The organism is Microbacterium murale (genome assembly GCF_030815955.1).
Lineage (GTDB): Bacteria > Actinomycetota > Actinomycetes > Actinomycetales > Microbacteriaceae > Microbacterium > Microbacterium murale_A.
Genome location: NZ_JAUSXK010000001.1, coordinates 1065593 through 1091548 on the forward strand (window position 1 = coordinate 1065593; position 25956 = coordinate 1091548).

Consider the following 25956-nt stretch of genomic DNA (forward strand, 5'->3'; position numbering starts at 1 on the left):
CCCTACGTTAGCGCGCCTCACATCCAAATGCTCGGGGCATCCGCGCGGGTGGCAGGCAGAGCGGATGCCATCGCCCACTCATGCACCCACGGCTCGACATCCGGCAGACCCTCCGGCCGGCCGACGGCCGCGAACAGCTCCTGGTGCGACAGCGTGCCGCCACTGCGTTTGAGCATGCGTGCGCGGACGATGACTCTCGCGTAGATCTCGCCGTCGACCACGGCGCGGTGTTCGAGATAGATGGCCTTGTCATCGTGACCGAGCAGGCGCGACTCGATGTCGAAACGCTGCCAGAGCTGCAGCGACTTGCGGAATGTCACCGTCTCAGCAGAGACGACCGCGTACCAGCCGTTGCGCTTCATCGCGTCGCTCATACCGGTGCGCACCAGCAGATCCCAGCGCCCGAGGTCGAACAGCGACAGATAACGTCCGTTGTTCATGTGGCGCAGCACATCGATATCGGTGGGGAGAGTCGTCACTCTGATCCTTCCGACTTCGCCGGAAGCGAGCTGCCCTTCCCGGCGCAGTCGCCGGCGCGCACGCCACATCACGAGAAGAGTCCGCCAGATCACGTTCACGAGGATCGATAGTAGCCAGCGGTGCATGATCTCTGAAGTCCTTTGTGGGATTCAAACAGGAGTGCCGCTCGATTTCATCTTCGCCCGAGGCGCGCGTAGAGTCGCGGCATGAGCGCCGTAGCCCAGCCTGAAGTCATCATCCGTCCGGTCCGCGATGTGGATGCGGAAGCACTGGGTCGCGTGCACGCACAGTGCTGGCACGAGACCTACGACCACCTGGTCAGCAAGGCTGCGCTGGAGCGCGTGTCCCCCCGCCGCATGGCCGAGCTCTGGACGCACTGGGCAGCGCAGGGCGACGACTTCAGCATGAGCGCAGCGCTCGTCGACGGTGAGATCGTCGGCTTCGTCGGCTCCGGACCTGCGCGCGACAAGGATGCGCCGGCGTTCCGCGAGCTGTACTTCATCTACCTGCTCGACCAGTGGCACTCCACCGGCCTCGGCCAGAAGCTCTTCGACGCGGCTGTGAAGAAAGACGAGCCGCTGTACCTCTGGGTGGCGGAGGACAACCCCCGGGCCCACCGCTTCTACGTGCGCAACGGTTTCACGCTCGACGGCGCGAGCCACACCGAGCCCTTCCTCGGCGAGACGCTCACCGAAGTCCGCTTCGTTCGCTGAGTTCCGCCGGATAACTCCGGAGAAACGGCCGCCCCAGCACATCGGGCGGCCGTTTCTCGCGGTCTGCGCGGATTCCGCCGGAGTTGTGCGGACGAAACTACCGGATCAGCGGGCCGACACGTTCCCGAACAGCTTCGCGATCGGGGCCAGCACCATCGGACGTGCGGCGATCCACGCGGCTGCGATCACGACGAGTGATGCCACCAGGAACCAGAAGCCGGTCCAGTTGTCCGCGTAGGCGTTCGGGTCGGTCGAGCCCTGAACCGCATACATGTGGTTGAGGTTCCGCAGAGCACCCGTCGCGAACACGAGGAACACATGGATCGCGATGAACACCACGAAGTACAGCATCACCGGGAAGTGCACGGCGCGCGCCCACTCGACCGGATACGCCTTGTTGAGCCTGGTCGCATTCTTCGGCCAGATGCCGCTCATGCGCACACCGGTGACGGCGGCGAGAGGGGCGGCGATGAAGATCGTCGCGCCGTAGGCGAGCTGCTGCAGGGAGTTGTAGTTCACCCACCCGTTCTCGGTCGGCCAGTCCAGCGACACGTACTGCAGCGCAGCTGACAGCGCGTTCGGGAAGACCTCCCAGCTGGTGGGGATCACCCGCATCCACTGACCGGTCACGAACAGCAGCACGACGAACACGATGCCGTTCACCAGCCACAGGATGTCGAGCGACTGATGGAACCAAAGTGTCAGGCTGATCTTGCTCTTCGCGTTGCCGCGCGCGGTCCAGAACGCGGTCGGGCGTTTGTCGTGGCGCACGCTGAGGCCCGAACGGATGATCAGCACCATCAGGAACACGTTGAAGAAGTGCTGCCAGCCCAGCCACCCCGGGAAGCCCACCGGCGCCCCCTCGGGCAAGTGGTACTCACCGGGGTAGGTCTGCAGGAAGTCCTGCATACCCGACAGACTCAGCAGCCAGCGCACGAACAGCACAGCCATCGCCGCCGCACCGAGCAGACCGGCACCGCCCACGATCACGACGCCTGCCCACTGCCCCTTGGTGAAGGGACCCATGCGCGCCGGCTCCGTGGCGGCTGCGGGGCGAGTGAACGCGTTCTTGCCGGGGAACACGGTGCGCTGGAACGGCAACGGAGTGCTGACATCGACCGTCTCGACGGCGGTGGATGCCGGGATATCGGATGCCTCGATGAGATCGGCCGGTGCTTCGACATCTTCCTCGACTGCGACCGTCACGGCGGCGGGCGCAGCCATGCCGGCATGAGGCCAGGGATCGCCGCCGGCCGTGCGAGGCAGGCCACGGCGGAGGGCTTCGCCGATACCGGATGCAGGCGCGGGAGCCGAGGTTTCGACTCGCTCCGTCCGCGGGACTCTCTTCCTCTCGGTCGCTTCGCCCTCTCCCGGGGCGACCCGAGTCGGAGCGGAGGCTGCGGTGGGAGCTGAGGCCGCAGGGGCAGCGGCTGTCGCAGGCGCGACGGCGACAGCCTGGGCGGCACCAGCGGGAGGCCACGGCTCCCCGCCCGGTGTTCGCGGAAGACCACGGCGCATGCCCTGCGGGTCGTTGAGCGAAGGCGGCGCAGCCGCCGCAGACGAAACGGGGTGAGCGACCGCCAGGGAGTCGAAGCCCTCCCCAGCAGCAGGGGCAGATGCTTCGGCGACCGGAGCGGTTTCTTCGACTCGCTCCGCTCGCTCATCGGCCCCTGATGGGGCAGCGGCCGCCGCGACTTTCACCGCGGCATCCGCCACCTCGACGTCACCGGCCGGAGGCCACGGCTCTCCACCGATGACCCTTGGCAGTCCCTGTCGCAGTTTCTGCGCAGCCATCCGTCGCTACTTCTTCCGCGCTTCGAGCGCCTCGACCACCTGCGGCACGATCTTGAACAGGTCACCGACGATGCCGAAGTCGGCGACGTCGAAGATCGGCGCCTCGCCGTCCTTGTTGATCGCGACTATCGTCTTGGCTGTCTGCATACCGGCGCGATGCTGAATGGCACCGGAGATGCCGACCGCGACATACAGCTGCGGCGACACCGAGACACCGGTCTGCCCGACCTGGTGCGCGTACGGGATGTAGCCAGCGTCCACCGCCGCGCGCGACGCGCCGATCGCGGCGCCCAGCGCATCGGCGAGCTGCTCGACGAGCACGAACTGCTCCTTCGAGCCGAGACCTCGGCCGCCAGAGACGACCTTCGACGCACCCCGCAGCTCGGGTCGAGACGACTCCGCCTCGACCATCTCAGTCGCACCCGCCTTCGCGGCGGCCGCGCCGGATGCCGTCACTTCCAACGGCTCGACAACCGGTGATGCGACGGCTTCGGCGCGAGCGTCCACTGCACCCTGGCGCACAGTGATGATCGACGCTCCGTAGGTCGGCGCGGAATCGACGAGGAACGCTCCGCCGTACACGGAGTGGTGCGCGACGATGCCCTCGTCGTCACGGGAGACGCCGACAGCATCCACCGAAAGGGCGAGCTTCTCTCGCACCGCGAGACGACCGGCGACATCACGACCGGCGATCGAGTTCGAGATCAGCACGGCGTCAGGCTGCACGCGCTGGTACGCCGCCTGCAGTGCGTCCACCAGTGGCACGGTGAGAGAGTCGACATCGACGCCAGAGGTCAGAACGACCGACGCGCCGGCGGCAGCAGCAGCATCCACGGCTTTCGGTGATCCGCCGGGCACCAGGGCAACCGGAGATCCGATCGTCGATGCGGCACCGATGAGCGCAGCAGTCGAACTGGCGGCGTCACCGGCGGGTGTCACATCCACGAGGACGAGGATCGAGTTGTCGGGGTAGCTCATCATCACACCAACCTGTTCTGCACGAGGTATTCGACCAGCTTCGTGCCGGCGTCGCCCTCATCGGTGATCTTCACGCCTGCCGCACGCGGGGGCTTCTCGGAGACCGAGGTCATGATCGTCCGCGGTGCTGCCGCAGGATCGGCCGAGATGCCGAGGTCGTCGAGGGAGAGCACTTCGAGCGGCTTCTTCTTCGCCGCCATGATGCCCTTGAAGTTCGGGAAGCGCGCATCGGGCAATGCTTCGGTGATCGAGATCACCGCCGGGAAGGGTGCCGAGACCGCCTGCGAGCCGTCGTCGGCGGCGCGAGTGCCGGCGACGCCTTCTGCGGTGATCTCTACGGCGTTGAGGGCGGTCGCCTGCGCGTAGCCGAGATGCTCGGCGAGCATCGCGGGGATGACGCCGCCGGAGCCGTCGGTGGAGAGGTTTCCAGTGATGACGAGGTCCGGCTCTGCACGGCGGATGGCGGCGGCGAGAACTTCGGCGGTCAATCCCAGATCAGCACCGACGAGCTGCTCGTCGACGATGTGCACAGCGGATGCCGCTCCGATCGCGAGCGCACGGCGAATGGACGCTGTCGAAGACTCGGGAGCCATCGCCAGAGCGACGACCTCGGTGCCATCGTTCTTGTCGGCGAACGAAAGGGCGACTTCGAGCGCCCGCTCGGTGATCTCATCGAGAACCACGTCACCGGCCGCACGATCAGCCAATCCTGTCTCCAGATTCAGCTTGCGATCGCCATAGGTGTCCGGTACCTCTTTGACCAAGACGAAGATCTTCATCGACTACTCCTCACGACACGGCCGAGTCTAGTCGGCGAGACAGCTCGGAATCGAGTTTCAGTTGTCATGATACTCAGAATCAGGTTCGACTTCGCCGTCCATACCTGATTCTGCCGATACGGTTGAGCTGTGGCCCTCCCCCGTCCCCTTCCCACCGATCCGCTCGCCGAGGCGAAGCGCCAATGGCTCGCGCACGGCTGGACGGATGCCGCCGACGGAATGACTGTCGTGACATCGGTGATGAGGGCGCAGCAGCTGCTGCTGGCTCGAGTGGATGCCGCACTCAAGCCATTCGGCCTCTCCTTCGCGCGATTCGAGGTGCTGCGCCTGCTGGCTTTCAGTCGCGCAGGCCGACTGCCGCTGTCCAGCGTCGTCGCTCGCCTGCAGGTGCATGCCACGACCGTGACGAGCACCGCGGAACGCCTGGTGCGCGATGGCCTGATCCGACGCGAGCCGCACCCGCACGACGGGCGCGCGGCGATGCTGTCGCTCACCGAAGACGGCCGTGCTCTCGTCGAACGCGCGACCACCGCACTCAACAGCGAAGTGTTCAGCCGTCCAGGTATGAGTTCGACCGATGCTGCTGACCTCGTCGCGATCGTCGCCCGTCTGCGCAAGGATGCCGGCGACTTCGCGGAACCGCGCCCGCAACCGGATCCGCTCTGATGGCGCGCATCCGCTAGTGGCGCAGTTCACTCTCGAACGCGTCATCCGCGCCACCCCCGCCGAGGTCTTCGGCGCCGCGCTCGACCCTGGGCTGCACGTCGAGTCGATGGCGCGCTACGGGGAGATCATGGTCAAGGGCCCAGCCGGCGGTGCCTTCAACGAAGGATCTTCCGTGACATGGCGCGCACGACACTTCGGATTGCCGTTCCACCTCACCTCGATCGTCTTCGACATCGACCCGCCGCGGCGCTTCTGCGATCGGCAGACGAAGGGACCGTTCGCCGCTTTCCATCATGAGCACGTCTTCGAAGAGCACCCCGAAGGCACGCTCATGCGCGACACCGTCACGTTCCGCTCGCCGTTCGGTCCGATCGGCTCGCTCGTGGATCGGTTGTTCATGGGCGAGTACATGCGGCGTCTGATCGACGAGCGCAATGAGGTGCTGGCAGCGTCCCTCGAGAATTGACGCCGCCGACGCTACGCTGAGCGCCATGACCGAGTTGCATCTGAAGACCGTGCTGGAGGGCCACGGGCCCGCCGCAGCGATCGTGCTCACCGACGACCAGGTCGCTTCCCTCGGGGCGGGCAAGGCATTTCCCGTGGTGGTCGATTTCGGCGATCGCAGCATCCGTCTTCGCCTGTCCCGCATGGGCGGGCAGAACATGATCGGGTTCAGCAAGGCTGCGCGTGCGGAGGCCGGAGTCGAGATCGACGAGGAGATCGAGGTGACGATCAGACCGGACACCGAGGAACGCGTCATCGAGATCCCGCCGGCGCTGGCCGAGGCTCTGGACGCCGATCCCGCGGTCCGCGCGGCCTTCGAGAACCTGCCGCCATCCAAGCGGAAGGAGATGGCGCGCCAGATCGCCGAGGCGAAGACCGAGGAGACCCGCACCCGCCGCCTGGAGAAGATCCTCGACGCGCTCGGCGAGTGACCCGGGGCGGTACGGGCGGTGCCGTCCGTGCGGGCCGTGCGGGCACCTCCGCCTACTGATTGATGAAGTTGGGTGACCGCTTCTCGCGGAAGGCCGCCATGCCCTCCTTCTGGTCGACCGTGTCGAAGAGCGCCGCGAACGCCTGCTTCTCGTGCGCCAGCCCCTCGGCCAGCGGCGTCTCCATCGCGGCATCCAGGGCGGCCTTCGCGGCATAGAGCGAAGGGAGGCTCTTCGACGCGATCGTCTCAGCCAACGTCGTGGCCTCGGTGATCAGATCGGATGCCGGCACCACCCGTGACACGAGGCCAGCGCGCTCAGCTTCCTCTGCGCCCATTATGCGACCGGAGAGGATGATCTCGGCCGCCTTGTAATAGCCGACGGCACGGATGAGTCGCTGCGTTCCGCCCATCCCCGGAATCACTCCGAGGTTGATCTCGGGCTGGCCGAACTTCGCCGTATCAGCCGCGAGGATGATGTCGCACATCATCGCCAGCTCGCAGCCACCACCGAGCGCGAAGCCGCTGACCGCTGCGATGACGGGGGTGCGCACCGCAGCGAAATCGCTCCACGACCCGAAGTGGTCGGTCGCGCGCATCTCTGCGGCCGACATCGACTCCATCTCCTTGATGTCTGCACCGGCAGCGAAAGCCTTCTCCGACCCGGTGACGACGATCGCACCGACGCTCTCATCCGTGTCGAATGCGACGGCTGCTGCAGTGACCTCCTGCGCGAGCTGCGAGTTCAGCGCGTTGAGCGCCTGCGGGCGGTTCAGCGTGATCCACCCCACGCGTCCGCGTTGTTCGACAAGGATCGTCTCGTACTCGGTCATCGATGCTCCCTCAGTGGTTTCGAAACGTCACTGACGATCATCACACCTGTCCGTCGCGGATGTCGGTGATGATGCCGGAGAAGTCCCGCCCACCACCTGAGCCGGCCGCGAACGCTGCGTAGATCTCCTGCGCGAGCCGCCCCATCCTGGCATCCGTGGATGTCTGATCGATCGCCTGCAGCGCGAGCCCGAGGTCCTTGGCCATCAGCGCGCCGGCGAAGCCCGGCTGATAGTCACGGTTCGCCGGACTCGTCGGAACCGGCCCCGGCACCGGACAATTCGTCGTCAGCGCCCAGCACTGACCTGAGGCGTTCGCGGCCACGTCGTAGAGCGCATCATGCGAGAGCCCGAGACGCTCGCCGAGCACGAACGCCTCCCCCACCACGATCTGCGAGACCGCGAGGATCATGTTGTTGCACACCTTCGCGGCCTGTCCGAGCCCCGGTCCGCCGCAGTGCACGATGCGCTTGCCCATCGCCTCTAGCAGCGGGAGCGCGGCCGCGAAGTCGTCGTCGGATGCTCCGACCATGAACGCGAGTGTCGCGTTCTCCGCTCCGACCACTCCGCCGGAAACGGGTGCATCGATGTTGCGATGTCCGGCCGCGATCGCCATCGCGTGCGCAGCCTGCGCCTCGTCGACTGCGATCGTGGACGACTCGATGAACAGCGTTCCCGGTCGCGCCGCGGCCAGCAGTCCGCCCTCGTACGCCTCGATGACGTGCTTGCCCGCCGGGAACATCGTGATCACGACATCCGCGTCGGTCGCGGCATCCGTCCCCGACTCAGCAAGCGGCACGCCGACTGCCACCGCCGCTTCCCGCGCAGCCGGCATGACGTCGAAGCCGATCACGTCGTGGCCCGCGGCCTGCAGGTTGCGGGCCATCGGCAGGCCCATGTGTCCGAGTCCCAGGAACGCGATCTTCATGACGCCGCCTTCAGCGCGTCGCGTCCGACGATCATGCGCATGATCTCGTTCGTCCCTTCCAGGATCTGGTGCACGCGCAGATCTCGCACGACCTTCTCGATCCCGTAGTCCTGAAGGTACCCGTAGCCGCCGTGCAGCTGAAGGGCATCATTGGCGACGCGGAATCCGGCATCCGTCGCGAAACGCTTGGCCATCGCGCACCGCACGGTCGCATCATCCGCATGCTCGTCGACCGCGCGGGCGCCATCCTGCACGAGCAACCGCGCCGCGTGCAACTCGGTCTCCATGTCGGCGATCGCGAACACGATGCTCTGCTTCTCGGCGAGCGCCTCGCCGAATGTGAACCGTTCGTGCACGTAGCGTCGTGCCTGATCCAGCGCCCAGCGCGCACCGCCGATCGAACATGCCGCGATGTTGAGCCGACCGCCGTTGAGCGCCGACATCGCGATCGCGAACCCCTGCCCTTCGGTGCCGAGCAGAGCGGATGCCGGCACCCGCACCTCATCGAGGATCACCTGCCGTGTCGGCTGGGCGTGCCAACCCATCTTCTTCTCCGGCGCTCCGAACGACAGGCCGACGGCATCCCCTGGTACGAGGAAGGCCGAGATCCCTCTGGCGCCCGCCTCGCCGGTGCGCGACATGACCACATACACCGCGGCCTCGCCTGCCCCGGAGATGAACTGTTTGACTCCGGTCAGCACGTATTCGTCGCCATCGCGGATCGCGCTCGTGGTGATGGCTGCGGCATCGGACCCTGCCCCTGGCTCCGTCAGGCAGTACGCACCGAACCCGGTCATGCTCGTGAGCTGCGGCAGCCATTCGCCACGCTGCGCTGCCGAGCCGTAGGTGTCGAGCATCCACACCACCATGTTGTGGATGGAGATGTACGCGGCAACGGCAGGATCGCCCTTCGCAAGCTCCTCGAAGATCGCGACCGTGTCCAGACGCGATAGCCCGGTGCCGCCGAACTCCTCGTCGACGTAGATGCCGCCGAGACCGAGGTCTCCAGCGCGCTGCAGCGCCTCGGTCGGGAAGATGTGATGCTCGTCGCGCTCGGCAGCGAACGGCTCGAGTTCGGTCTCGGTGAACTCGCGGACCGCGTGCAGGATCGCTGCACGCTCCTCGGTGGTTGTGGTGATCATCGTCATCGGGGATCCTCTCGCCTTGTGGGCAGATCAGGGATGTGGTCGTTCTCAGCGCATGGTCGGGATGACGAAGCTCGCACCGTCGCGCACGCCATGCGCGGGCCAGCGGCTCGTCACCGTCTTGGTCTTCGTGTAGAAACGGAAAGCGTCGGCACCGTGCTGATTGAGGTCGCCGAAGCCGCTGCGCTTCCAGCCGCCGAACGTGAAGTAGGCGATCGGAACGGGGATCGGCACGTTGACGCCGACCATGCCGACGTTCACCCGAGCGGTGAAATCCCGGGCGGCGTCTCCGTCGCGAGTGAAGATCGCGACGCCGTTGCCGAACTCGTGATCGGATGCCATCGCCAGAGCCTCTTCGTAGTCCGCTGCGCGAGCGATCACGAGCACAGGGCCGAAGATCTCCTCGCGGTAGATCGACATGTCTGTCGTCACGTGGTCGAACAGGGTCGGACCGAGATAGAAGCCCTCCTCATGACCGGGGACGGTGATCCCGCGACCGTCGGCGAGCAGCGTCGCCCCGGCATCGATGCCCTGTTGGATGTAGTCCTCCACGCGTTCCACGGCTGACCGTGCGACGAGCGGCCCGTAGTCGACGTCCTCGGCGAGGGCTGGTCCGACGCGCAACTGACCGACCCGTTCCGTGAGTTTCGCGGCGAGCGCGTCGGCCGTCTCATCGCCGACCGGCACTGCGACAGAGATCGCCATGCAGCGCTCCCCGGCGGAACCGTAACCAGAGCCGATCAGCGCATCCGCGACCTGATCGAGATCAGCATCCGGCATGACGACCATGTGGTTCTTCGCTCCGCCGAAGCACTGCGCGCGCTTGCCGTGCGCAGTCGCGGTCGAGTAGATGTACTCGGCGATCGGAGTCGATCCGACGAATCCGACGGCCTGGATGCGCGGGTCGGTGAGCAGGGTGTCCACGGCCTCCTTGTCGCCGTGGACGACATTGAAGATTCCGGCGGGCAGGCCCGCTTCGAGGAACAGCTCCGCGAGGCGCACCGGCACCGAGGGGTCGCGCTCGCTGGGCTTGAGCACGAAGGCGTTGCCGGCGGCGATCGCGGGCCCTGCCTTCCACAGCGGAATCATGGCCGGGAAGTTGAACGGCGTGATGGCTGCGACCACACCGAGCGGCTGACGCATCGAATAGACGTCGATACCGGTGCCTGCTTCGGTGGAGTACTCCCCCTTGAGCAGGTGCGGCGCGCCGGCGGAGAACTCGATCACCTCGAGGCCTCGCTGGATATCGCCCTTGGCGTCGTCGAACGTCTTGCCGTGCTCGCTGGAGAGCAGCGTCGCAAGCTCGGTCATGTTCTTCTGAACGAGATCGAGGAAGCGCAGCAGCACTCGCGCTCTCTTCTGCGGGTTGGTCGCCGCCCAAGCCGGTTGCGCGGCCTCAGCGTCATCGATCACGCGGCGCACTTCGCTGGCCGATGCGAGCGGCACGCTGGCCTGCACACGGCCGACGCTTGGATCATAAACGTCGCCGAAGCGTCCGTCTTTCGGAGTCAGAAGCGTTCCGCCTACGAAATGGGGAATGATGCGAGTCATTATGCGACGTCCCTTCGCGCCATCTTTGGCACGATGACCAGATTACTCGGACATCCGCTGTTTTACTAGGGGGTCCATGTAGTTTGCGGACCCGCCGCAGCAGGTCAGAGATAGTCGTCGGGATGAAGCTGCCGGACGCCGCGCCCGTGCACGACGAACTGCGCGCGCAACGGGACGTCAAGCACGCCAGCCGCGTCCGCCATCGCCCTCGCCCAGCTTCGATCCTCCGGCGAAACGGCGCTGCTTCCGATCCGCTCCCAGACGAGCACGACGCTGGCATTCTCGGTCATCTGGCAGAGCCGGCCGGCGCGGTGCATGAAGACGTGCGCCTGGGTGACTCTGCCGAGATCAGCGACGTCGACGACTTCATCGGCGTCATCGGGGTAGTCCTCTATCGGGATGAGAGGTTGGCCGAGGCAGCCACGATCGTCCATGAACATCATCCACATCTGGCGCCTGTTCGCGCGTTGCAGCAGAAGCTGCAGTGCGTCGCGAAGGTCGTCGTCACGGTCGAGCACGCGGTCTCTTAGGGAACTGCTTGCGTCTGTCATGAGCCGATCCTGGCCTTCTTCGCAAGCTCACCTCGGCGTGAATCCGCGGACCTGGGGAAAGGTGCCCGCATCACGACACATGTGCAGAACGAGTCGACGTGGCGTGTTCCGCGCCAGTTCACCAGCTGGTCACGTTCGACACGTACAACTGCAACTGCGCGGAAGAACTCAGACCGGATCGGGTAGTCAGAACTTTCCGCGCAACGGTGAGCGATGCTCCCGAGACCCCCGCCGAATCGGGTCGGCGGGGGTCTACTTCGTCCCGAAGGGACCCACCGATCGAGAAGCTCCGCCGCTCGAAGCAAATCTGAAACATAGCCCGCATACACTCGGATTCGCCACAAGCACGCTTTCTCCGAGGGGCCCACCATGTCCAGCATCCCGATCACCGTCTCCATCCGCCGCGAGGTGGATCCCGCCCGCATCTCCGAGGCGACCGCCTGGGTGCAGACCGGTGTCAATCTCGCGAACAAGCACCCAGGGTTCCTGGGCTCGGGATGGGTGCGCGCCGGCGAGGATTCCCAGCTCTGGCACATGCTCTATCGGTTCACGAGCGTCGAGACTCTGGATGCGTGGGAGCAATCGCCTGAGCGCACGTGGTGGCTCTCGATGGGCGAGGGCTTCGTGCGCAGCGAGCACTCGCGCAGGCGCACAGGGATCGAGGGCTGGTTCGATGAACCCGCGACGGGATCGATCCGGATTCCGGATGCCGCGACCGTTGAAGATGCACAGCCTGCACCGCCACGATGGAAGCAGGCCGTCACGATCTGGCTCGGGTTCTTCCCCGTCAACCTGCTCTTCAGCCTGGCGATGACGCCCGTTCCGGGATGGGGCGAGCTGCCCCTCTGGCTGCGCGTGCTGGCGACGACGATCGTGCTCACGCCGATCATGACGTACTGGGTACTCCCCTGGGTCACCCGGGCGCTGCGCGGGTGGCTCTCGCGCTGAGAGCTCAGAACCGCTCGGCCGCCGCGCGCAGAGCGCGCTCGACGATCGCGACGCCGTCACCGAGAGGACCGGGCCGGCGCACCATGTGCAGAGTGTTGATCGGAGGGTCGTCCGTCTCGCGCAGCACGACGAGTCGACCTGCCGCCAGTTCATCGGCGAGCAGGTACGTTGGCAGCACCGTCACACCCGCCCCGGCCACTGCGGCCGCTGCGAGCGCGCGGAGGTCGGGGGCGATCAACTGCGGTTCGCGCTCGAGGCGGATGCCGAACACATGCCGCCAGTATCGCCGCAGGATCGGGACGTCGCGCGCGTAGGAGAGCAGCGGCCAGGCATCGACATCGGAAGGGCGCAGCTCCGGCGAGGGGGCGATCCCCAGTGAGGGCGAAGCGACGAGGACGAACTCCTCGTCGCAGAGCAGAGCCGTCGGAAGCGCACGTCCGCGCGGCCGCACAGCGGAGATCACCAGATCGAGGCTGCCGGACCCGAGCTGCTCCAGCAGGTTCTCGGCAAGACCGTGGGTGACGTCGAGACGGAGCCCGTCCGCGATCGCCGGCGCAAGAGCAGGCATGGCGACGTGGGCGAGGAACTCCGCTGCTCCGCCGAGCCGCACTCGAGGCGCCTCAACGGCCGGTCGCGCGCCCAGAGCCTCCGCCAGCGCGTCGAGCGGGCCGGCGAGACGGGATGCCAGCTCGTCCGCGCGGGCAGTCGGGCGGATGCCGCGCGCATGCCGTACGAAGAGCGGCTCGCCGATGCTTCTCTCCAGTGCCTGCAACTGCGCAGTGACCGACGACTGGGCGAGGCCAAGCATCCGCGCTGCTGCGGAGACGGAGTTCGAACGGTGGGCCGCGAGGAACACGCGCCATCGGTCGAGGCTCTGCAAGCCATCGGAATTCCGATCGTTCATATCGCGAATCTATCGGAATCGGCTATCTGGATCGACCGTTGTCATGGGTGTCACCCTTCCACGGCATCCGCCGTCAGATCATTGGAGTCCATATGTCCACCGTCCTCTTCGTCGTCACCGGCGCCCGCACCTGGACCCTTTCGGACGGCACAGCGCATCCCACCGGTTACTGGGCCGAGGAGCTGCTCGTCCCGTACGCCCTGCTCACCGATGCGGGCCACGACATCGTCTTCGCGACACCCGGCGGAGTCGCCCCGGTCGCCGACGGAGGCAGCCTCGGCGACGGAGATGCCGAGGCGATCGCGAGCATCACCGCACTCGCGACACCTCTGGTGCTCGCCGACGTCGATCCGCTCACGTACGACGCGGTGTACTACCCCGGTGGACACGGGCCGATGCAGGACCTCGCCGTCGATTCCGACTCCGCTGCGCTGATCGCCGCGACCGTCGCCGCCGGCCGTCCGCTCGCTGCGGTGTGCCACGGACTCGCGGCTCTGCTGCCGGCACGCACCGCCACGGGGGCTTCCGTCTTGGCCGGACGCCGCATCACCGGCTTCTCAGATGAGGAGGAGCGCATCGGTGGCCTCGCCGATCGTGCGCCCTTCCTCCTCGAGACGTCGTTGCGTCGACTCGGTGCCGATGTCGAGGTCGCGGCGCCGTGGAGTGATCACACGGTCATCGACGGGCTGCTGATCACCGGGCAGAACCCGCAGTCATCGGCATCCGTCGCTGCCGCACTGGTGACGGTGCTCGACTGACTTACCGGAGGCTTCAGTCCCAGGTGACGGTCGGTGTCTCCTGGGCGAAGTCGACCGACGGGGTGTCCATGTATCCCCCGAACCAGACCTCGAACTCCGAGGTCTGCCCGTCCTTGGTGCCCTGCAACGTCATGTCCACATCGGGGGTGTCATACGTCGAGACGAGCGTCGGCGTCGAGTAGTCGACTTCCGCCTCCATGGAGTCGAGCGTCGCCTGACCGTCACTGGTGATCGTCCGGGTGACGGTGCCGTCGACCGGCGTGTAGCCGCTGAGGTCGATTTCGGTGATGTCCATGCCGCACGGCGTCGTGAGCGTCTTCAACGCCACGCACTCCTCGATGGACGCGCGCACGAGCGAGCGGAACGTCGCGGCACCATCCTCGGTGAGAACCGGGTAGATGTCCCAGAACAGCTCGCTGTCTGCATCCGTCGTCAGGGTGAACGTGTCCGTGTCGGAATCGAGGGCGAATTCCTCGTAGCTCAACGCGAGCTGGTACGCACCGGGGAAGAGCGACGTCGAGGAATCAGCGGGTTCGGCGCCGTTCACGGTCAGACCGAGACCGTCGAAGTTCGACAGCGTCGCGGCGACCAGTCCGTCGCTGATCACCCATCCGTCGTCAGACGAGCTGTACGCCGTGAAATCCCGCTCGATCGTCTCGCCCCCGACGGCGAATGATGCTGAGACCGTCGCCTCGTATTCGGTCGCGTCCTCGGACTCCTCCACCACGATATCGGTGATCGGGGCGAGTTCCAGCGACGCGGCGAGCACCTCGTCGGTGAGCAGACTGTCGTCGGAGTACGTCTCGACGAACGTGAGCGCCGTCTCTGCGTCTCCCTCGGACAGAGCCGTCAGATACTTCTCCACTGCATCGGATGCTGTCGGTGCAGCCCCACGCAGAAGACCCGGCACGATGATCACGGCGGCGATCAGCAGCACGACGGCCGCCGCTCCGCCGATGATGCCGAACAGCAGCCCCTTCGACATGGGCTTCTTCGGCGCGGCCGGTGCCGCAGGGTAGGCGCTCGCTGGATACCCGCCGACAGGATAGGCCTGAGGCGCGTTCGGGTCGTAAGCCGGCGCGGACCCGGGGTACACCGGCGCGTTCGGGTCGTACACCGGTGCGTTCCCCGGGTACACCGGTGCGTTCGGGTCGTACACCGGGGCGGCTTGGTATCCGGGAACGGCCTGGGCCGCACCTGGGTACGCAGTCGCACCTGGAATCTCGTGGCCACCGGGCGCAGCCGGCGGATACTCGGGGGCCGTCGGCGGATGTTCGGGGGCCGCGCTCGTGGGAGCGACCTCGGACTCTGCAACGGGAGCGATCACGGGCTCCGCGACGGGCTCCGCGACGGAAGACTCGTCAGGCTCTGCCGCGCGCGGCGCGTCTGCTGCGGGTACTGCATCCGGCGCTACGGCATCCGACGAGAACGTGCCATCGAATCCGTGCTGTCCAGCAGGCGCATCGACGACGGGCGCGTCGGATGCCTCATTCACCGACTCAGGCACGATCGGTGGGGTGTTCTGCGGATTCTCGGGCGTCTCGTTCGTCACAATCCCCATCGTATTGCCAAAGCAACCTGACCATCAGGGGCAGAAATGCCCATGAGGGGAATGTGATCAGACTGCGCTGAACCGCCAGGATGCCGAGGCTTCGGCCCCGGGATCGAGAACGATCAGATCCACCCCGGAGTTGAAGGCGTCGGGCGGGCAGGTCATGGGCTCGACCGCCAGTCCGATCCGGTGATTCGCGGCGCCATCCGGCAGGTCAGCCGTGTGCACCTGGACCCAGGGGCATCTCTCGTCCCAGCTCAGCGCGACACCGTGTCCGTCCTTCGCCACCACACGCACCTCCGCTGCGCCATCCGTGCGCGTCAGCTCGGTGAACGCATGATCGATGAACACGTCGCCGATCGGGCGCGGAGTGCGGAAGTCCCAATCCGGATGCCGGTCGATCGACTCGACCGCCACCGGATTCAGCCGGTCGGGTGTGACGGTGAGGACCTCGGATGCCGGGAGCGTGAGCGTCCAGTCATCGACTCCCCCCTCGCCTCCCACCAGGTACGGATGCGGACCGGTGCCCCAGGGCGCAGCATCCGCCCCGATGTTGCGGGCCGTCACAGTCTGCGTCAGGCCGGCAGCAGAGAGCCGGAAGTCGACGACGACCTCGACGCGGAACGGATACCCGAACTGCGGTTCGATCACGGCGGCCAGCTCGACGCGGTCGTGCTCCGCGACGCGGTCGACGAACTCGGTCCACGACAGCAGGCCATGCAGCGCATGCCCACGCGCTGGCTCTGTGAGCGCGAGCTGGAACTCACCTCCGCCGAAGGAGTACCTGCCGTCGACGACGCGATTCGGCCACGGCGCGAGCGTCGCTCCCCGGTAGGCGGGACGCACCTCATCGGCTTCGAACGGCACGATGAGGTCGCGACCGTCGAATGTGAGCGTGCGAAGTGTCGCGCCCACGCTCGCGATCACCGCCTCGTAGCCGTTCCCGACCAGGGTGAGTTGGCGTCCGGAGCGCGGCGTGTGAACGGGAGCCATCACAGGCCCTGCGCGAGACGGTAGTAGGCCTGGTTCCAGCGGACCTGCTTCTGGAACTCGGGCAGCGTCGTCTCGTCATCGATCACGAGCAGTTCGACCTCTGCCATCTCGGCGAAGTCGCGGAACGCCTCCAGCCCGACTGCCGTCGACATGACCGTGTGGTGCGCGGCACCGGCGGTGAGCCAGGCGGCGGCACTCGTGTTGAAGTCGGGGGCGGGCTTCCAGACGGCACGACCGACCGGCAGGTTGGGCAGAGCCGCCCGAGGGGCGACGTTCTCGACCACGTTGGCGGTGAGGCGGAAGCGATCGCGCATGTCGCTCATGGCCACGACGATCGCGGGGCCGGGGTCGGCGGTGAAGACCAGGCGCACCGGGTCGTCCTTGCCGCCGATGCCGAGCGGGTGGATCTCGAGCGTGGGCTTCGCGGTGGTCAGCGACGGCGAGACCTCGAGCATGTGCGCGCCGAGGATCAGCTCGTCGCCGGGGGTCATGTCGTACGTGTAGTCCTCCATGAGGCTCGCGCCGCCGGGCAGGCCGGCACCCATCACGTTCGCGATGCGCACGAGCACGGCCGTCTTCCAGTCGCCTTCGGCGCCGAAGCCGTAACCCTCTGCCATCAGACGCTGCACGGCGAGGCCCGGCAGCTGCTTCAGCTCGCCGAGGTCTTCGAACGACGTGGTGAAGGCGCCGAAACCGCCCTCCTCGAGGAACGACCGCAGGCCGATCTCGATGGCCGCGCCGTCGCGCAGCGACTGGTGCCGTTCGCCGCCCTTGCGAAGTTCGGACACGACCTCGTAGAGCTCCTCGTACTCGGCGACGAGCGCGTCGATGTCAGACGAGGATGCCGCGGCGACGGCATCCGCCAGTTCATTGACGCCCCAGGTGTTGACCTGCACGCCGAACCGCAACTCTGCCTCGGTCTTGTCGCCCTCGGTGACCGCGACGAAGCGCATGTTGTCGCCGAAGCGGGCGAGCTTCAGGCTGCGAGATGCCGCGAGCCCGGCGGCAGCGCGCTGCCAGGTGCCGATCTCCCGCTGCACGCGCGGGTCGCTGGCGTGGCCCACGACGGTCTTGCGCGGCACACCGAGGCGGGTCTGGATGTAGCCGAACTCGCGGTCGCCGTGTGCGGCCTGGTTCAGGTTCATGAAGTCGAAGTCGATGTCGGCCCATGGGAGCTCGACATTTGCCTGCGTGTGCAGATGCGCGAGGGGCTTCTGCAGCGCGTCGAGGCCGGCGATCCACATCTTGGCGGGGCTGAATGTGTGCATCCAGGCGACGAGTCCGATCACCCGGTCATCGGCGTTGGCCTCGAGAGCGATGCGCTTGATCGCGGCCGAATCGGTGAGCACCGGCTTCCACACGATCTTCACCGGCACGTCTGCCGCGGCATCCAGGGCCTCCGCGATCGAGCGGGACTGCTCGGCGACCTGCGCGAGCGTCTCGGGTCCGTACAGGTGCTGGCTGCCGGTGAGGAACCAGACCTCGTACTCGTCGAGCGTGGTCTTCAGCGGGGTGCGGGTCATGAGGATCCTTCAGAGGGACTCGACCGCGGCGGACTCGATGGCGAGGCCGGCGCGGTAGCGGGTGAGGTAGGTGGCGAAGCCTGCGACGTCGGCGGGGTCCGGCGAGACAGTGGTGAGGGATGCCGCGGCGAACACCTGTTCCTCGAGGTAGGCCCCCAGGCTCAGGTCGTCCGACTGCGCGAGGTACGAGGCCAGTACCGCGATGCCCCATGCACCGCCTTCCGCAGCCAGCTCTCCGACGGAGACGGAGGCGCCGAGAGCACCGGCGAGGAACCGCTGTGCCACACCGGCGGTGCGGAACATCCCGCCGTGCGCGAACATGCGGTCGAGCCCGACGCCCTCCCCCTCGAGCACCTGCATGCCCAGTGCGAGCGTGCCGAACACGCCGTACACCTGCGCGCGCATGAAATTCGCCAGGGAGAAGTCGCTGTCGGGAGTGCGCACGAAAAGCGGCCGCCCCTCGCTGAGCCCGGCGATCGGCTCTCCGGCGAGGTGGTTGTAAGCCAGCAGTCCACCGGCATCCGCTTCACCGTCCAGCGCCTCGCGGAACAGGGCGTCGAATACAGCGTCATCATCGAGAGGCTGCCCGGCGGCCGCAGCGAACCGTGTGAACAGGCCGGCCCAGGCGGCGAGCTCGCTGGCGCCGTTGTTGCAGTGCACCATGGCGACAGCGTCGCCGGCCGGGGTCGTCACGAGGTCTAGTTCGTGGTGCACGATCCCGAGCGGCCGCTCCAGCACGACCATCGCGAAGATGCTCGTGCCCGCCGAGACGTTGCCGGTTCGGGGCGCGACCGAGTTGGTCGCGACCATGCCGGTGCCGGCGTCGCCTTCGGGCGGGCAGAGCGGGATGCCGGGACGCAGGCCGCCGGTCGGATCCAGCAGCGCCGCACCCTCTGGCGTGAGCGCACCCGCGTCGGAGCCCGCCGCGAGCACACGTGGGAACAGATCGGCGAGCGGCGCGGGCAGGCGATCTGCAGCGACGGTGGAGTACGCATCCCGCATTTCGGCGTCGTAGTCGCAGGTCGCGGAGTCGATCGGGAACATGCCTGAGGCATCTCCCACGCCCAGCACCCGCTCGCCGGTGAGCCTCCAGTGCACATAGCCGGCGAGTGTCGTGACGAAGTCGAGTCGTGCCACGTGCGCCTCGGCGTCGATCACTGCCTGGTGCAGGTGCGCGATCGACCAGCGGAGTGGAATGTTCACGCCGAGCAGACCGGTGAGCTCTGCCGCCGCCACACCTGTGTTGGTGTTGCGCCAGGTGCGGAACGGCACGAGCAGCTCACCCGCGGCATCCAAGGCGAGGTAGCCGTGCATCATCGCCGAGATTCCGATCGCCCCGAAAGTCTCAGGCCGCACTCCGTGGCGCTGCTCCGCGTCGCCGACGAGGTCGGCGAACGCCGCCTGAAGCCCCCGCCACACCTCGTCCAGTGCGTAGGTCCAGAGACCGCCCTCGAGGCGGTTCTCCCACGCGAACGATCCGGTCGCGAGAACCTCCGTGGCATCGGCCCCGATCAGGCACGCCTTGATGCGCGTCGAACCGAGTTCGATGCCGAGGCTGGTGCGGCCTTCGAGGATGTCATCGCGCGCGCTCATCGCCGCGTGTCCTCGCTCTGGCCGTACACGTTCTGGTACCGGTTGTAGAGGCTGTCGATCGCGTCCTGCGGAATCGGGATCATCGGCCCTGCTTCGCGGGCGTAGTGCACGGTGCGGGCGACGTCTTCCACCATGACGGCGGCCTTGACCGCATCCTTCGTGTTCACGCCGATCGTGAACGGACCGTGGTTCTGCATCAGCACCGCGCGTGAGCGGTGACCGGTGAGTGTCTGGACGATGCCGCGGCCGATCGAGTCGTCGCCGATGATCGCGAACGGCCCGATCGGGATGGGCCCACCGAACTCGTCGGCCATCGCGGTGATGACGCACGGGATCTCCTCGCCCCGAGCGGCCCACGCGACCGCGAAGGTCGAGTGGGTGTGCACGACGCCGCCGACATCGGGCATGTGACGGTAGACGTAGGCATGGGCGGCCGTGTCGCTGGACGGCGAACGCTCACTGCCGGGCGTGCCGGGGATGGCGTTGCCCTCGAGGTCGCACAGGATCATGTTCTCCGGCGTGAGGTCGTCGTAGCTCACACCGGACGGCTTGATCACGAACAGATCAGCACCCGGGTCATCGCCGACACGGACACGACCGGAGACGTTGCCGCCGGTCCAGACCACCAGGCCGTTGCGGACCAGCTCGCCATGCAGAGCGGCGACCTCGGCTCGGACAGCCGCGATGGTCGCGTCGACCTCGGGGGTGAATGCGGGGGCTTCGTTGCTCACGGGTTCCTCATCGGGTGCGAATGTCACTGTGACCGGTCACAGTGTCTGTATCGAAGTGTATGCGCGCGGCCTCGCGAGCGTCAAGACGCCGGGCGGCGAGGGCGCGATTCAGGGCGGCGGGGCGGCGGGGCGACGGAGCGGCGCGGCACGAGCACGGGCGCGACGGGGGCGAGCCCGGACGCCGCGGCATCCGCTTCTCCGATCAACGAGGCGACCGCGCGACGGGCGAGTTCCTCGAAATCCTGCCGCACCGTGGTGAGCTGCGGCCAGTAGAACGCGGCATCGGGCACATCGTCGAAGCCGACGACACTGATCGCTTCCGGCACGGCGACACCCGCCTCGTGCAGCCCACCGAGAAGCCCGAGCGCCATCTGGTCGTTTGCCGCGAACACTGCGGTGACACCGGCGGCCAGCACAGCGCCGGTCGCCTCGTATCCGGAGCGCGCGGTCCAGTCCCCGATCAGCATCAGTGCGGGCTCGAGGCCGCGATGCGCCAGTTCCGTCGCATAGCCTTCGGCCCTGGACTCCGCCTCCAGCCAGTCGGCAGGGCCGGCGAGGTGCGCGATGCGGATGTGTCCGGTATCCGCCAAGGCTGCGACCGCGAGGCGCGCACCGGCGCCCTGGTCGACCGAGAGGCCGCGGGGCCCACGGCCGGCCGAATGCAGCGTGAGCACGGGGACGCCCACGCGCAGAGTGTCGAGCGCACGAAGCGTGCGAGCATGCGGGGCGACGACGACGATGCCTTCCACGCCCTGCGCGATGAGGTGCTCGACCGCCGAGATGACCGACTCGTCGTCGCCGGCGTCGGCGAAGGCCGCACTCACCCAGTATCCGGCCGCACGGGCAGCGATCTCGATCGCGGCGATGCTGCGCGAAGGCCCGTACTGCAGCGCATCCGAGGCGAGTACGCCGAGCGTGCGGGAGCGCCGGGTGCCGAGCGCGCGGGCCGCATTGTTCATCCGATAACCGAGCTCATGCATGGCCTGCACCACCCGAGCCTTGGTCTCGGGCGCGACATCCGGGTGATCGTTCAGCACACGCGACACCGTCTGCCGGGAGACTCCGGCGAGCGCGGCGACGTCTCGGACGCCGACTGCACGCCCCGGCCTCACCGGTTCACTGCTCGACTCGCTCACGCCGACGAGTGTACGGCGTGCGCCGCGGACCGAAGTTCCGCCCCTCACCATCGCCCGCATTTTACATCGTGGTAATCCGTGGCGTGGAGGCCGACCGGACTAAACTGGTGGCATGACAGCGCCGGTGCCGCCCCCTGCGACGATGAAGGATGTCGCCGCTCTCGCCGGTGTCTCGCAGAAGACCGTGTCCAACGTCGTCACACGTGCCGTGCCCGTTCGCGATGAGACCAGGATTCGGGTCGAAGCCGCCATGCTGAAGCTCGACTTCGTTCCCAACCTCAACGCCCGAGGGCTCCGAAGCGGACGCTCCGGAACGATCGCCCTCGCACTTCCCGACCTCGCCACCGCATACTCGGCCGAGTTATTGCATCGCATCGTCGATGTCGCACACGGGCGCGGACTCGCCGTGCAGATCGAGGAGACCGCGGCGACCCCCGAACGTGAGCGCGAGTTGCTCGCCCGAGCCCGCTCGCATCTGATCGACGGCCTGATCCTCAATCCGATCCGCCTCGAGGACAGCGTCATCCGCTACGCCGACCGCCTGCCCCCGCTCGTCGTGATCGGCGAGGTGGAGCAGAACCGGGCGGACCACGTGCGCATCGACAGTCGGCTCGCCGCCGCAGATGCCACTCGCCACCTGATCTCACGCGGCGCGAAGCGGATCGCCGTGATCGGTGGCGACGACAACGCATCGTTCGCGACAGCCACGAGTCGACTCCGGCTGGAAGGCGTGCACGACGCTCTGCGCGAGGTCGCCATCGCACGCGATCCCGCCCTGGAGGTCAACCGTCTGCCGTGGTCGATGGCATCCGGAGCCGATGCCGCGCGCGAGCTGCTGGCCCGCGAGGTCGCATTCGATGCCGTCGTGGCATTCACCGACTCGCTGGCCGTCGGTGCGCTGCACGCACTCCACGAACACGGCATCCGCGTGCCCGATGACGTGATGGTGACCGGATTCGACGACGTCGAGATCTCCGAGTTCACCTCGCCCTCTCTCACCACTGTCGCGTTCGACCGCGCCGCTTTCGCAGAAGCCATTCTCGATCTGCTCGAATCACGTATGGTCGATCGCGCGGTCGCCCCGCGATCCCGCACCCTCCCGCACCGGGTCGTGGAACGGGCGAGCACTGCGCACACCCCGGCCGGCTACCACCCCTGACCGTGCCGGATGACTGATCCTCGGCGTGTCCTTGCATCCTGATTACTGCGATGTAATCATGTACAGGCCAACCCCTGGTCACGAAGGAGTGACGATGACACCCCCGCTCGATCTGTCCCGCCGACAATTCCTCACTGCCAGCTCGCTGGCCGCCGGCGCCGCCCTGCTCGCAGGGTGCGCTCCCGGTCCCGCGAGCGGATCCGACACGCAGACGCTGCAGTTCTGGCACCTTCTGAGCGGCGGTGACGGCGTCACGATGTCGTCGCTGCTCGACGGGGTCAACGACGCACAGGACGCCTATCGCATCCGCCCGACGGTGCTCGCCTGGGGAACGCCGTACTACACGAAACTCGCCATGGCCGGTGCCGGCGGCCGGGCTCCTGATGTCGCGATCATGCACGCCACACGCGTCAACGGCTGGGCGCCCGGCGGGCTCCTGGACGACTGGGATCTCGACCGGCTCGCCGATCTCGGCGTCGACAAGCGCACGTTCCCCGCACCGATCTGGGAGAAGGGCTTCGTGGGCGACCGGCTCTTCAGCGTCGCGCTCGACGCGCATCCGTTCGTCATGATGTTCAACACCGACGTCTGCGATGCAGCCGGCGTGCTCGACACCGACGGGCGCCTGCGGGAGACGAGCTCCCCCGAGGAGTTCCTCGATCAGCTCCGCACAGTCAGCGGCACGGCCGAGGGTCACGCGCTGTCGTACGGCTATCTCGGCGACGGGGCGCAGATGTGGCGGCTGTTCTACGGTCTCTACGCCCAGCACGGACTCGCGATCGAGCTGCCGCTCGGCGGCAAGGCCGTGATCGACAAGGATGCCGCGGTCGAGTCACTCACGCTCATGCAGACCCTGCTCGACGGCGAGATCGCCGCTGCTCAGAACGACTACGGCTCCGCGATCGCCGAGTTCGCGACCGGCAAGAGTGGCATGCTCATGACCGGTGTGTGGGAGCTGCGCACAATGCAGAACGCGGGCATCCCGTTCGACGCGACCATGATCCCCATCCTGTACGGGACGCCGGCCGTGTACGCCGATTCCCACTCGTTCGTGCTCCCCCACCAGACGCACGCCGACGAGGCCAAGCGCGAGCTGACGTATCAGTTCGTGGCGGATCTGCTGAAGGGCTCGTTCGGGTGGGCGGAGGCCGGGCACATCCCGGCGTTCCTGCCTGTCACAGAATCCGCGAAGTACGCCGATCTGATCCCTCAGTCGCACTACGCCGAGGCGGCAGAGCACGTCGTCTACGATCCGGCCGCCTGGTTTACCGGATCGGGTTCCAGCTTCCAGGAGGACTTCGGCGCCGCCGTGCAGGGAGTGCTGCTCCGCGGCGACGACCCCGCCGCCGCGATCGACCGTTTCGAGGCGCGTGCGAACACGATGCTCTCCGGGCCGAACCCGGCTGACCCCGAAGGGACGTGGAAGCCATGACGACCTCTACTACCGCATCAGGTGCTGCCACCCGCACGATCGTCACCGGCGCCGCCTCTTCCGGCATCCGGGTTCGTCGAGCGGGGAGCCGCAATCGCGAGCAGCTCGTCAGCTGGGCGTTCCTCGCACCGTTCCTCGTCGCATTCGCGCTGTTCCTCATCTGGCCGATCGTCCACGGCATCTACCTCAGCTTCACCGACCAGTCCCTGACGGGCGCCGGTGGCGGATTCGTCGGCTTCGCCAACTACGGTGAAGCACTGACGGATCCGGTGATGTGGCAGTCGATGTGGAACACCGTCTGGTTCACGCTGCTCTCCACAGTGCCGCTCGTCGTGATCGCGCTGCTCATGGCGGCACTCGTCGATCGCGGGCTGCCGGGTCAGTGGCTCTGGCGCCTGTCGTTCTTCATGCCGTATCTGCTGGCATCCACCGTGATCTCGCAGATCTGGGTGTGGATCTTCAACCCGCAGATCGGCGCGGCGAACAACATTCTCAAGGCCCTCGGCCTGGAGCCGCTCGCCTGGCTGCAGAATCCGGACACGAACATGCTCTCGATCGTGATCGCGACGGTGTGGTGGACGGTCGGATTCAACTTCCTGCTCTACCTCGCCGCGATGCAGAACATCCCGTCACAGCAGTATGAAGCGGCATCACTCGACGGCGCAGGACCCTGGCGGCAGTTCTGGTCGATCACGCTCCCGCAGCTGGGGCCGGCCACCGTGCTCATCCTCATCCTGCAGATCCTCGCCTCTCTGAAGCTGTTCGACCAGGCGTATCAGATGCTCGGCGGGGTGGCGAGCGACACCACCCGCTCCATCGTGCAGTACATCTACGAAGCCGGCTTCGTGAATTACCGATTCGGCTACTCGGCCGCGATCTCGTACGTGTTCTTCGCCCTCATCGTCATCATCGGCGTCGCGCAGGCCCTGGTCTCGCGTCGTCGGAAGGAGCTGTGATGTCCACCGCCACTCTCTCCCACACCGAGACGATCACCGCACCCGGGGCGCGTCGCCGCCGCCGTCCGCACCTGCCGGGCCAGAAGCCGTTCGGACCGCTGCGCGTCACCGCATTCGTGGTTCTCGCCCTGCTCGCGATCGGCTGGCTCCTGCCTTTCCTCTGGGCGATCGCCACGGCGTTCAAGACCGAGACGGATGCCGCATCTGGCGACCCTTCGTGGATCGGTGCGACCGGTCCCACCGTCGAGGCCTTCACCGCGATCCTGTCGCAGGGCAATGTCTACGCCTGGGCGTTCAATAGCCTGTGGACCTCGGCGGCGATCACGCTCATCACACTGGCGATCTCGGCACTCGCCGCGTATGCGTTCTCGCGGATGGACTTCACCGGGCGCAAATGGCTGTTCGTCGTCGTCATCGCGTCGATCATCGTGCCGCCCCAGGTGCTGATCATCCCGCTGTTCTACCAGATGCTGACCTTCAACATGATCGACACGCATTGGGGCCTCATCCTGCCGCAGGTGGTGGCGCCGGCGATGGTGTTCATCCTCAAGCGGTTCTTCGACGCGATCCCCATCGAACTCGAGGACGCCGCCCGCGTCGACGGCGCGAGCCGGTTCCGCATCTTCTGGTCGATCGTCCTGCCGCTGTCGCGGCCCATCCTGGCATCCGTGGCGATCTTCGTGTTCATCGGCGCATGGAACAACTTCCTGTGGCCGTTCCTGGTCATCAACGACACCACGTTGATGACGCTTCCTGTGGGTCTTCAGACCGTGATCAGCGCCTATGGAGTGCAGTACGCGCAGGTCATGGCGCAGGCGGTGCTCGCTGCCCTCCCGCTCATCATCGTGTTCATCATCTTCCAGAAGCAGATCGTCAAGGGAGTCGCGACCAGCGGCTTCGGCGGTCAGTAGTCCGTCACCACCCG

At 67.0% G+C, this 25956-nt stretch carries 26 protein-coding genes; 10 read left to right on the forward strand and 16 right to left on the reverse strand.

Features of this window, described 5'->3' with window-relative positions; genetic code table 11:
• Positions 1-17: 17 nt before the first annotated feature.
• The gene (locus QFZ46_RS05230) at positions 18-578 is read right to left on the reverse strand and encodes a thioesterase family protein (RefSeq protein ID WP_307359046.1); all 561 of its coding nucleotides are present in this window, start codon (positions 576-578) and stop codon (positions 18-20) included.
• Between the two features lie 108 nt (positions 579-686).
• Between QFZ46_RS05230 and QFZ46_RS05235 the strand changes: the two genes are divergently transcribed.
• The gene (locus QFZ46_RS05235; RefSeq protein WP_307359048.1) at positions 687-1193 is read left to right on the forward strand and encodes a GNAT family N-acetyltransferase; all 507 of its coding nucleotides are present in this window, start codon (positions 687-689) and stop codon (positions 1191-1193) included.
• Between the two features lie 105 nt (positions 1194-1298).
• On the opposite strand, the gene QFZ46_RS05240 is transcribed toward QFZ46_RS05235, so the two are convergent.
• Genes QFZ46_RS05240 through QFZ46_RS05250 form a run of 3 tightly spaced genes read right to left on the reverse strand, consistent with a single transcriptional unit; the run spans position 1299 to position 4744 of the window.
• The gene (locus tag QFZ46_RS05240; RefSeq protein WP_307359049.1) at positions 1299-2987 is read right to left on the reverse strand and encodes a cytochrome b/b6 domain-containing protein; all 1689 of its coding nucleotides are present in this window, start codon (positions 2985-2987) and stop codon (positions 1299-1301) included.
• A 6-nt stretch (positions 2988-2993) separates the two neighbouring features.
• Positions 2994-3968, reverse strand: a complete 975-nt coding sequence (locus tag QFZ46_RS05245; protein ID WP_307359052.1) for an electron transfer flavoprotein subunit alpha/FixB family protein — start codon at positions 3966-3968, stop codon at positions 2994-2996.
• Complete coding sequence (locus tag QFZ46_RS05250) at positions 3968-4744, reverse strand: electron transfer flavoprotein subunit beta/FixA family protein (RefSeq protein ID WP_307359054.1); 777 nt, start codon at positions 4742-4744, stop codon at positions 3968-3970. The genes QFZ46_RS05245 and QFZ46_RS05250 overlap by 1 nt, the downstream gene beginning before the upstream one ends.
• Positions 4745-4873: 129 nt before the next feature.
• Here QFZ46_RS05250 and QFZ46_RS05255 point away from each other — a divergent pair, with 129 nt between their 5' ends.
• Genes QFZ46_RS05255 through QFZ46_RS05265 form a run of 3 tightly spaced genes read left to right on the forward strand, consistent with a single transcriptional unit; the run spans position 4874 to position 6345 of the window.
• On the forward strand, positions 4874-5410 hold the full coding sequence (locus tag QFZ46_RS05255) for a MarR family winged helix-turn-helix transcriptional regulator (protein WP_307359056.1): 537 nt from the start codon (positions 4874-4876) through the stop codon (positions 5408-5410).
• A 16-nt stretch (positions 5411-5426) separates the two neighbouring features.
• Positions 5427-5876: an SRPBCC family protein gene (locus tag QFZ46_RS05260; protein WP_307359057.1), complete on the forward strand. Its 450-nt coding sequence runs from the start codon at positions 5427-5429 to the stop codon at positions 5874-5876.
• Between the two features lie 25 nt (positions 5877-5901).
• Positions 5902-6345, forward strand: a complete 444-nt coding sequence (locus QFZ46_RS05265; RefSeq protein ID WP_307359059.1) for a YdeI/OmpD-associated family protein — start codon at positions 5902-5904, stop codon at positions 6343-6345.
• 52 nt (positions 6346-6397) lie between these two features.
• On the opposite strand, the gene QFZ46_RS05270 is transcribed toward QFZ46_RS05265, so the two are convergent.
• The 5 genes from QFZ46_RS05270 to QFZ46_RS05290 form a co-directional block, all read right to left on the reverse strand.
• On the reverse strand, positions 6398-7174 hold the full coding sequence (locus tag QFZ46_RS05270; protein ID WP_307359060.1) for an enoyl-CoA hydratase-related protein: 777 nt from the start codon (positions 7172-7174) through the stop codon (positions 6398-6400).
• A gap of 40 nt (positions 7175-7214) precedes the next feature.
• Positions 7215-8099: a 3-hydroxyisobutyrate dehydrogenase gene (gene mmsB / locus QFZ46_RS05275; protein WP_307359061.1), complete on the reverse strand. Its 885-nt coding sequence runs from the start codon at positions 8097-8099 to the stop codon at positions 7215-7217.
• The gene (locus tag QFZ46_RS05280; RefSeq protein WP_373457666.1) at positions 8096-9241 is read right to left on the reverse strand and encodes an acyl-CoA dehydrogenase family protein; all 1146 of its coding nucleotides are present in this window, start codon (positions 9239-9241) and stop codon (positions 8096-8098) included. Before QFZ46_RS05280 ends, mmsB begins: the two co-directional genes overlap by 4 nt.
• 51 nt (positions 9242-9292) lie before the next feature.
• The gene (locus QFZ46_RS05285) at positions 9293-10795 is read right to left on the reverse strand and encodes a CoA-acylating methylmalonate-semialdehyde dehydrogenase (protein WP_307359065.1); all 1503 of its coding nucleotides are present in this window, start codon (positions 10793-10795) and stop codon (positions 9293-9295) included.
• A gap of 104 nt (positions 10796-10899) precedes the next feature.
• On the reverse strand, positions 10900-11346 hold the full coding sequence (locus QFZ46_RS05290; protein ID WP_307359067.1) for a hypothetical protein: 447 nt from the start codon (positions 11344-11346) through the stop codon (positions 10900-10902).
• Between the two features lie 369 nt (positions 11347-11715).
• Between QFZ46_RS05290 and QFZ46_RS05295 the strand changes: the two genes are divergently transcribed.
• On the forward strand, positions 11716-12294 hold the full coding sequence (locus QFZ46_RS05295; RefSeq protein ID WP_307359069.1) for an antibiotic biosynthesis monooxygenase: 579 nt from the start codon (positions 11716-11718) through the stop codon (positions 12292-12294).
• Positions 12295-12298: 4 nt separating this feature from the next.
• On the opposite strand, the gene QFZ46_RS05300 is transcribed toward QFZ46_RS05295, so the two are convergent.
• Positions 12299-13198: a LysR family transcriptional regulator gene (locus QFZ46_RS05300; RefSeq protein WP_307359071.1), complete on the reverse strand. Its 900-nt coding sequence runs from the start codon at positions 13196-13198 to the stop codon at positions 12299-12301.
• A gap of 92 nt (positions 13199-13290) precedes the next feature.
• On the opposite strand from QFZ46_RS05300, the gene QFZ46_RS05305 reads away from it, so the two are divergent.
• Entirely contained in the window at positions 13291-13956 is a 666-nt protein-coding gene (locus QFZ46_RS05305) for a type 1 glutamine amidotransferase domain-containing protein (RefSeq protein WP_307359074.1), read from the forward strand.
• A 13-nt stretch (positions 13957-13969) separates the two neighbouring features.
• On the opposite strand, the gene QFZ46_RS05310 is transcribed toward QFZ46_RS05305, so the two are convergent.
• The 6 genes from QFZ46_RS05310 to QFZ46_RS05335 all read right to left on the reverse strand — a co-directional run bounded on the left by QFZ46_RS05310 (position 13970) and on the right by QFZ46_RS05335 (position 21484).
• On the reverse strand, positions 13970-15508 hold the full coding sequence (locus tag QFZ46_RS05310) for a hypothetical protein (protein WP_307359075.1): 1539 nt from the start codon (positions 15506-15508) through the stop codon (positions 13970-13972).
• A gap of 66 nt (positions 15509-15574) precedes the next feature.
• Entirely contained in the window at positions 15575-16501 is a 927-nt protein-coding gene (locus QFZ46_RS05315) for an aldose 1-epimerase family protein (RefSeq protein WP_307359076.1), read from the reverse strand.
• On the reverse strand, positions 16501-18024 hold the full coding sequence (gene araA / locus QFZ46_RS05320) for an L-arabinose isomerase (RefSeq protein ID WP_307359078.1): 1524 nt from the start codon (positions 18022-18024) through the stop codon (positions 16501-16503). Before araA ends, QFZ46_RS05315 begins: the two co-directional genes overlap by 1 nt.
• 9 nt (positions 18025-18033) lie before the next feature.
• Positions 18034-19617 carry a xylulokinase gene (locus tag QFZ46_RS05325; protein WP_307359080.1) on the reverse strand — a complete coding sequence of 528 codons (1584 nt, stop codon included), beginning with the start codon at positions 19615-19617 and terminating at the stop codon, positions 18034-18036.
• Positions 19614-20348 (reverse strand): L-ribulose-5-phosphate 4-epimerase, encoded by a 735-nt coding sequence (locus QFZ46_RS05330; RefSeq protein WP_307359082.1) that lies wholly within the window; start codon positions 20346-20348, stop codon positions 19614-19616. Before QFZ46_RS05330 ends, QFZ46_RS05325 begins: the two co-directional genes overlap by 4 nt.
• Before the next feature lie 80 nt (positions 20349-20428).
• Positions 20429-21484, reverse strand: a complete 1056-nt coding sequence (locus tag QFZ46_RS05335; protein WP_307359084.1) for a LacI family DNA-binding transcriptional regulator — start codon at positions 21482-21484, stop codon at positions 20429-20431.
• Between the two features lie 112 nt (positions 21485-21596).
• Between QFZ46_RS05335 and QFZ46_RS05340 the strand changes: the two genes are divergently transcribed.
• The 4 genes from QFZ46_RS05340 (at position 21597) to QFZ46_RS05355 (ending at position 25942) form a co-directional block, all read left to right on the forward strand.
• Positions 21597-22643: a LacI family DNA-binding transcriptional regulator gene (locus QFZ46_RS05340; RefSeq protein WP_307359086.1), complete on the forward strand. Its 1047-nt coding sequence runs from the start codon at positions 21597-21599 to the stop codon at positions 22641-22643.
• 94 nt (positions 22644-22737) lie between these two features.
• Entirely contained in the window at positions 22738-24075 is a 1338-nt protein-coding gene (locus QFZ46_RS05345) for an extracellular solute-binding protein (RefSeq protein WP_307359087.1), read from the forward strand.
• A complete protein-coding gene (locus QFZ46_RS05350; protein WP_307359088.1) occupies positions 24072-25031 on the forward strand; it encodes a carbohydrate ABC transporter permease in 960 nt (319 codons plus the stop codon). Before QFZ46_RS05345 ends, QFZ46_RS05350 begins: the two co-directional genes overlap by 4 nt.
• The gene (locus QFZ46_RS05355) at positions 25031-25942 is read left to right on the forward strand and encodes a carbohydrate ABC transporter permease (protein WP_307359090.1); all 912 of its coding nucleotides are present in this window, start codon (positions 25031-25033) and stop codon (positions 25940-25942) included. Before QFZ46_RS05350 ends, QFZ46_RS05355 begins: the two co-directional genes overlap by 1 nt.
• Positions 25943-25956 lie beyond the last annotated feature (14 nt).

Coding starts and splice junctions, on each gene's coding strand:
- QFZ46_RS05280 (WP_373457666.1), bottom strand. CDS start 9,241: ATGATCACCACAACCACCGAGGAGCGTGCAGCGATCCTGCACGCGGTC.
- QFZ46_RS05315 (WP_307359076.1), bottom strand. CDS start 16,501: ATGGCTCCCGTTCACACGCCGCGCTCCGGACGCCAACTCACCCTGGTC.
- QFZ46_RS05340 (WP_307359086.1), top strand. CDS start 21,597: ATGACAGCGCCGGTGCCGCCCCCTGCGACGATGAAGGATGTCGCCGCT.
- QFZ46_RS05300 (WP_307359071.1), bottom strand. CDS start 13,198: ATGAACGATCGGAATTCCGATGGCTTGCAGAGCCTCGACCGATGGCGC.
- QFZ46_RS05325 (WP_307359080.1), bottom strand. CDS start 19,617: ATGAGCGCGCGCGATGACATCCTCGAAGGCCGCACCAGCCTCGGCATC.
- QFZ46_RS05345 (WP_307359087.1), top strand. CDS start 22,738: ATGACACCCCCGCTCGATCTGTCCCGCCGACAATTCCTCACTGCCAGC.
- QFZ46_RS05295 (WP_307359069.1), top strand. CDS start 11,716: ATGTCCAGCATCCCGATCACCGTCTCCATCCGCCGCGAGGTGGATCCC.
- QFZ46_RS05355 (WP_307359090.1), top strand. CDS start 25,031: ATGTCCACCGCCACTCTCTCCCACACCGAGACGATCACCGCACCCGGG.
- QFZ46_RS05350 (WP_307359088.1), top strand. CDS start 24,072: ATGACGACCTCTACTACCGCATCAGGTGCTGCCACCCGCACGATCGTC.
- QFZ46_RS05290 (WP_307359067.1), bottom strand. CDS start 11,346: ATGACAGACGCAAGCAGTTCCCTAAGAGACCGCGTGCTCGACCGTGAC.
- mmsB (WP_307359061.1), bottom strand. CDS start 8,099: ATGAAGATCGCGTTCCTGGGACTCGGACACATGGGCCTGCCGATGGCC.
- QFZ46_RS05240 (WP_307359049.1), bottom strand. CDS start 2,987: ATGGCTGCGCAGAAACTGCGACAGGGACTGCCAAGGGTCATCGGTGGA.
- QFZ46_RS05270 (WP_307359060.1), bottom strand. CDS start 7,174: ATGACCGAGTACGAGACGATCCTTGTCGAACAACGCGGACGCGTGGGG.
- QFZ46_RS05235 (WP_307359048.1), top strand. CDS start 687: ATGAGCGCCGTAGCCCAGCCTGAAGTCATCATCCGTCCGGTCCGCGAT.
- QFZ46_RS05250 (WP_307359054.1), bottom strand. CDS start 4,744: ATGAAGATCTTCGTCTTGGTCAAAGAGGTACCGGACACCTATGGCGAT.
- QFZ46_RS05285 (WP_307359065.1), bottom strand. CDS start 10,795: ATGACTCGCATCATTCCCCATTTCGTAGGCGGAACGCTTCTGACTCCG.
- QFZ46_RS05265 (WP_307359059.1), top strand. CDS start 5,902: ATGACCGAGTTGCATCTGAAGACCGTGCTGGAGGGCCACGGGCCCGCC.
- araA (WP_307359078.1), bottom strand. CDS start 18,024: ATGACCCGCACCCCGCTGAAGACCACGCTCGACGAGTACGAGGTCTGG.
- QFZ46_RS05305 (WP_307359074.1), top strand. CDS start 13,291: ATGTCCACCGTCCTCTTCGTCGTCACCGGCGCCCGCACCTGGACCCTT.
- QFZ46_RS05245 (WP_307359052.1), bottom strand. CDS start 3,968: ATGATGAGCTACCCCGACAACTCGATCCTCGTCCTCGTGGATGTGACA.